The sequence below is a fragment of the Streptomyces kebangsaanensis genome, from assembly GCF_001906585.1.
GTDB classification, from domain to species: Bacteria; Actinomycetota; Actinomycetes; order Streptomycetales; family Streptomycetaceae; genus Streptomyces; species Streptomyces kebangsaanensis.
Genome location: NZ_JUJA01000045.1, coordinates 17,759 through 23,615, shown reverse-complemented (window position 1 = coordinate 23,615; position 5,857 = coordinate 17,759). Strand labels below are relative to the sequence as shown.

The following is a 5,857-nucleotide window of genomic DNA, read 5'->3' as shown; positions in this document are numbered from 1 at the left end:
AGCCGCTCGGCCGTGCGCCCGGCGGTCCGACCGGCCCGGCGGCCGCCGGTGAGCGCGTCCAGGACCAGTACGGCCGCCCCGCACGCCACCAGGACCCGCCACCCGGGCCGGGCGGCGGGGACGAAGGCGCTCCTGTACGACGACGAGCCCACCCCGGAGGCCGGCAGCGCGCCGACCACCGCGACGCCGGGCGTCTGCCCGGGCTGCCGGCTGGTGGAGGCGACGGCGGCGGCGACGCCGGCCCGGGCGCGCGGCATGCCGGAGACGGCGGTGTCGGTGAGGGGCGCGGTGCCGGTGCCGACGCCGACGCCGACGCCGAACAAGGCGTATCCGATGACGAGCATGACGTCGGAGGTCTCGGCTTCGAAGGCCGTGAACAGCACCGCGCACGTTCCGCAGGCACAGCGTGGACAGGAACAGGAAGCCGCCGAGCGGAAGAAACGCAGGTCGATGAGGGGTTCGGCGCGGCGCGGCTCGTACCGCGGCAGGCCGAGCAGGGCGGCGAGCGCGCCGAACAGGGCGATGACCAGCACCTGGCCGACCGGGTCGGGCCGGCGGGCATCAGCAGCGACGCGAGCACCAGTGCGCAGGCGTCGATGGTCCCCTGCGGTCCGGACGTGCTCGCGTGCGACTCCCGCTGCGACGAGGGCAGGGCGGCATTCAGAACGGTGTTGTCGATGCTGACGATCAGCAGGCTCATGCAGCAGATCGCCGGCGCCGGCAGCCGCCGCCGGTGGCCGAGCTCGGGCAGGGGTTCCAGCGCAGCGGGTTTCAACAGTGCGGTCGACCAATGACCGATGCGGGATCATGGGATCCCCGCCGGACCGCATACGCGACAATGGGGGAATGCCCACGCTCGAGTCCCCCCTGCAGATCGGTCCGCACAGTGTCCGGCCGCCGGTGGTCCTGGCCCCCATGGCCGGCATCACCAACGCTCCCTTCCGCACCCTGTGCCGGGAGTTCAGCGGTGGCAAGGGGCTGTTCGTCAGCGAGATGATCACGACCCGGGCGCTGGTCGAGCGCAACGACAAGACCATGCAGCTGATCAGGTTCGACGCGAGCGAGCGGCCCCGCTCGATCCAGCTGTACGGCGTGGACCCGGCCACCGTCGGCAAGGCCGTCCGCATGATCGCGGAGGAGGACCTGGCCGACCACATCGACCTGAACTTCGGCTGCCCGGTGCCCAAGGTGACCCGCAAGGGCGGCGGCTCGGCCCTCCCCTACAAGCGCAACCTGCTGCGGGCCATCCTGCGCGAGGCGGTCAGCGGGGCCGGCGACCTGCCCGTCACGATGAAGATGCGCAAGGGCATCGACGACGACCACCTCACCTGTCTCGACGCCGGCCGGATCGCGGTCGAGGAGGGCGTGACGGCGATCGCGCTGCACGGCCGCACGGCCGCCCAGCACTACGGAGGCACGGCGGACTGGGAGGCCATCGCCCGTCTGAAGGAGCACGTCACCGAGATCCCCGTGCTCGGCAACGGCGACATCTGGTCGGCCGAGGACGCGCTGCGGATGGTGCGGGAGACCGGCTGCGACGGTGTGGTCGTGGGGCGCGGCTGCCTGGGCCGGCCGTGGCTGTTCGCCGACCTGGTGGCGGCCTTCGAGGGCCGTACGGACGCCTACGTACGGCCCACCCTGCGCGAGGTCGCCGACGTCATGGTCCGGCACGCCACCCTGCTCGGCGAGTGGCTCGGCGACGAGTCGCGGGGCGTGGTCGACTTCCGCAAGCACGTCGCCTGGTACCTCAAGGGCTTCGCGGTCGGCTCCGAGATGCGCAAGCGGCTCGCGATCACTTCCTCCCTCGAGGAGCTGCGGTCCGGCCTGGACGAGCTGGACCTCGACCAGCCCTGGCCGGCCGGCGCCGACGGGCCCCGCGGCCGTACGTCCGGCAACAACCGGGTGGTGCTGCCGGACGGCTGGCTGAAGGACCCGTACGACTGCGCGGGCGTCGGCGAGGACGCGGAGCTGGACACCTCCGGCGGCTGATCAGCGCCTCCCGCGGGCGGGACCGGGCACATCGGCCCGGTGACGTGACCGGCCCGGCCGTACGACGCGGCGCCCCACCCGGAGGGTTCCGGGTGGGGCGCCGCGTCGTGTCGCTCCGCTCCGTACGGCTCAGGCCGCCGGTCGCGCCGGGGCCGCGTCGTCCTCGGGACGCTCGGGGTGGCGGCGCAACTGGACGATGGCGCCCACCAGACCGCCCCAGACGATCACGATGGCCACGATCAGCATGATGATCGCACTCGTCGACATCAGTTCCTCACCTCTTCCCGTGCGTCCGAGTCGGTGTCCGCGCTCGCCTCCGGGGCGGGCTCGGAGTCCGCGGAGCGCCAGGGCACCAGGCTGAGGAGCACGCTGACGAGCAGCGCCGCCGCGGCGACGCCCCAGCCCGCCCAGAGCAGGAACCGCGTCGAGTAGCCCTCGTAGTTCTCGGCGAACTCCGCGCGCAGGCTGTCGACCATCATCCAGCCGAGCACCAGCGGGGTGACGATGCCGAGGCAGACCAGCCACCAGCGGCCGAGCGGCATCGCGGAGGTGTCGTTGGCGTGCTTCTGGAGGGCGGGCAGGCGACGCAGCAGCCAGCCCACGACGACGAGCACGACCAGCGCGGCGAGTGCGATGCCGTACTGGTTGATGAAGTGGTCGGCCGCGTCCAGCAGGTAGATGCCGCTGTCGGTCGGGAAGACGAGGATCGACACCAGGGCGATGGCCCCGCCGACGCCCAGGGCCGCCGGGACCCGGCGCATTCCGGTGCGGTCCTGCACGGCGGCGATGACGACCTGCACGATGCTGATCAGCGAGGTGAGGCCGGCGATCACCAGCGAGGCGAAGAACAGCACGCCGAACAGCGTGCCCATCGGCATCTGGGAGATCACCGTCGGGAACGCCACGAACGCCAGGCCGATGCCGGAGCTCGCGACCTCGTTCACCCCGACACCCTGGGCCGAGGCCATGAAGCCGAGGGTGGCGAACACGCCGATGCCCGCGAGGATCTCGAAGGCGCTGTTGGCGAAGCCGGCGACCATCGCGGAGCCGGTGAGGTCCGAGCGCTTCCGCAGGTACGAGGCGTAAGTGATCATGATGCCGAAGCCGATGGACAGCGAGAAGAAGATCTGCCCGTACGCGGCAACCCACACGCTGCCGTCGCCGAGCGCCGACCAGTCCGGCCGGAACAGGCCGTCCAGGCCCTTGCCGGCGCCGTCGAGCGTGAGCGCGCGGGCGACGAGGACGACGAAGAAGAGCACCAGCAGCGGGATGAAGAACTTGTTGGCCTTCTCGATCCCGTTGCGGATGCCGAGCGCCAGGACGACGAGCACGATCACCCAGACCGCGATGAGCGGCCAGAGCACACCGCCGACGTAGGAGGACATGAGGCCGGGCTTCTCGGCGGCCTGCAGGAAGTCCCCGAAGAAGAAGGCGTTGGCGTCCTTGCCCCACTGCTCGCCGAAGGAGTAACCGATGTACCGCACCGCCCAGGCGATGATGACGGCGTAGTAGGCGGCGATCACGAAGCAGATGGCGACCTGCCACCAGCCGAGCACCTCCGCGGGTCTGGCCAGCTTGCGGAAGGCGGCCGGGGGCGACTTCCGGAACTTGTGGCCGATCGAGTACTCGAGGACGAGCAACGGGATACCGGCGGTCAGCAGCGCGACGAGATACGGCAGGAGGAAGGCCCCGCCGCCGTTCTCGTAGGCAACGGCGGGGAAGCGCCAGATGTTGCCGAGGCCGATCGCCGACCCGATCGCGGCGAACAGGAAGCCCGAGCGGCTTCCCCACTGCTCGCGGGAAGGACTGGACATGATCACGATTCCTTGGTCATTTCTTTGCGTAGGGCGGCACGCTAGCAACAGAAGTCCCTGGCGGACAGGGGGCGCCGTATGGCGGACACCCCTGTCGCCGTCGCGCCCGGAACGCGCTCGTGATCAGGTAGTTCTCCGTGCGGTCGGACCGGAGTACTAGTGCCGCGGCAGGCAACGTTTGCCCGTCAAGGAGCGGCGTCCGGTGCGTGCTCTCGGCGTGCCGGCCGGAAGTCCTCGTACTGGATGTACTTGGGCTTTCGGGCGGTGCGGCGAGAGTGCGTGCCGGGCGTCGCGACGGGGCGAACGTTGCCTGTTGCGGCACTAGCTTCCGGTCGGGTGCGGGGTGGACCCGTACGCCGTCAGGAAGCGGTCGCGGAAGGAGTCCATCCTCCACACCGGGGCGTCGTGGGCGGGCCGCAGACCGTCGCTCCATCCCCAGTCGGCGATCTTCTCCAGGACCTCCGGGTCCTTGGCGACGATCGAGCACGGTACGTCACGACTGGCGTTCTCGCCGCTGACCCGGGCGACGGGCTGGTGGTCGCCGAGGACCACGAGCACGGTGTCGTCGTGGGCGTAGCGCTCCATCCACTCGGTGAGGGCGGTCATCGAGTACTGGACCGACCTGCCGTACTCCTCGCGGGAGCGGGTCGGGTCGGTGATGATGTCCGCCGGCCTGGTGCCGGCGGCCTCGATGCCCCGGAAGACCGAGCCGTCGCCGACCTCGTCCCAGTCGACCATCTCCGGGACCGGCGCCCAGGGCTGGTGGCTGGAGGTCAGGATGACGAACGAGGTCAGCGGCTTGTCGCGCTTCTTGCCGTGCTCCAGGCGCTGGAGCGCCTCCAGGGCGTACTGGTCGGGCATGGTCGACCAGCTGAACTTGGGTCCCTGGTAGCCCATCTGGAAAGCGTTGTAGACCTTGTCCAGGCCGTACCACTTCGCCTCCGGCCAGCCCTTCTGCACGCCCGGCATGATGCCGACCGTGTCCCAGGCGCCGGTCTTCCTGAACGCCTCGGTCAGGGTGAGGCGGTCGCCGGAGGTCACCGTGCGGTAGCGGTTCTGGTTGTCGACCCACAGCCCCGACATGAACGTGGAGTGACCGAGCCAGCTGCCGCCGCCGTACGTCGCCGAGGTCAGCCAGCCGCTCTTGGCGTGGAAGCCGGCCTTGGCCAGGGCCTGGGTGCTGACGTCGAGGGTCTCGTTGACGCCGGGTGCCATGATCGGGTCCTCGATCGCGCTGCGGCCGTAGCTCTCGATGAACGTGAAGATCATGTCCTTGCCGCGCAGGTCCGGCACGAGCTGGCTGCCCGGGGTGTCGCCGAACGCGTCGGCCCGCGCCGTCCGCGCGAAATCCCGCTCGTCCTGGAGCGTGGCGCGCACCCCCTTCTCGCGGTATTTGATCATCGCGACCGTGTGCTCGGAGGCCACCGGGAAGCCGGAGACCTGTACGTCCAGGGTCGAGCACAGCATCCACAGCGCGCTGACGAGCAGCAGCCCGCGCGTCGAGCGGGTCTTGTGGCGGCCGAGGAAGCCGCCGACGCGGACGACCGCGAGCGCCATGACGGCGAGTACCGCCAGCACGAGGAGTACGACACCGACGGCGGCGAGCCGGGCGACGGTGCCGCCCAGGGTGTCCGCGAGGTACGACTGCGCGTCGTCCAGCAGCTGCCAGTCCAGGATCACGTTGAAGCTGCGGCCCAGGTACTCGTTGAACTCGATGTCCGTCAGGTTCAGCACGGTCAGCACACCGAGGGCCACCCCGCCGAGCACCGCCACGACCACCCGCGCCCGGCGCGGAAGCACGAGCAGCAGGGCCGCCCCGAGCAACGCCTCCACCGGGATCCGGGTGAACGCCGCGACCTCGAACTGCTCCCACTTGTTCGGCAGCAGCAGGGCGACGACGACCAGGAGGAGGGCGAGGACGGTGACGGCGAGGGAGAGCACGCGGGCGCCTGCCGGGTGCGCGCCCCGCCAACGCCGGAAGCCCTGACGGACGGCACGGGGGCGGAGGGCGCGGAGGACACGGAGGGGGAGGGGCGGGGGCGGGACGGCTGCCG

The 5,857-nt window shown here is 71.0% G+C and carries 4 protein-coding genes and 1 pseudogene; 1 reads left to right on the top strand and 4 read right to left on the bottom strand.

What is annotated here, in order from left to right; genetic code table 11:
• A pseudogene (locus RH94_RS06235) lies at positions 1 to 751 on the bottom strand (MFS transporter); the annotation flags it as partial.
• A 95-nt stretch (positions 752 to 846) separates the two neighbouring features.
• Here RH94_RS06235 and dusB point away from each other — a divergent pair.
• Entirely contained in the window at positions 847 to 1,989 is a 1,143-nt protein-coding gene (gene dusB, locus RH94_RS06225; protein WP_073946646.1) for a tRNA dihydrouridine synthase DusB, read from the top strand.
• Between the two features lie 129 nt (positions 1,990 to 2,118).
• Here the strand turns inward: dusB and RH94_RS06220 are convergent, their stop codons facing one another.
• The 3 genes from RH94_RS06220 to RH94_RS06205 form a co-directional block, all read right to left on the bottom strand.
• Positions 2,119 to 2,256, bottom strand: a complete 138-nt coding sequence (locus RH94_RS06220; RefSeq protein ID WP_073946645.1) for a methionine/alanine import family NSS transporter small subunit — start codon at positions 2,254 to 2,256, stop codon at positions 2,119 to 2,121.
• Positions 2,256 to 3,803, bottom strand: coding sequence for a sodium-dependent transporter (locus tag RH94_RS06215; protein WP_073946644.1), 1,548 nt, complete (start codon positions 3,801 to 3,803; stop codon positions 2,256 to 2,258). The genes RH94_RS06220 and RH94_RS06215 overlap by 1 nt, the downstream gene beginning before the upstream one ends.
• 321 nt (positions 3,804 to 4,124) lie before the next feature.
• Positions 4,125 to 5,857: alkaline phosphatase family protein (locus tag RH94_RS06205; protein ID WP_234425566.1), on the bottom strand; the 1,733-nt coding region annotated here is incomplete at its 5' end.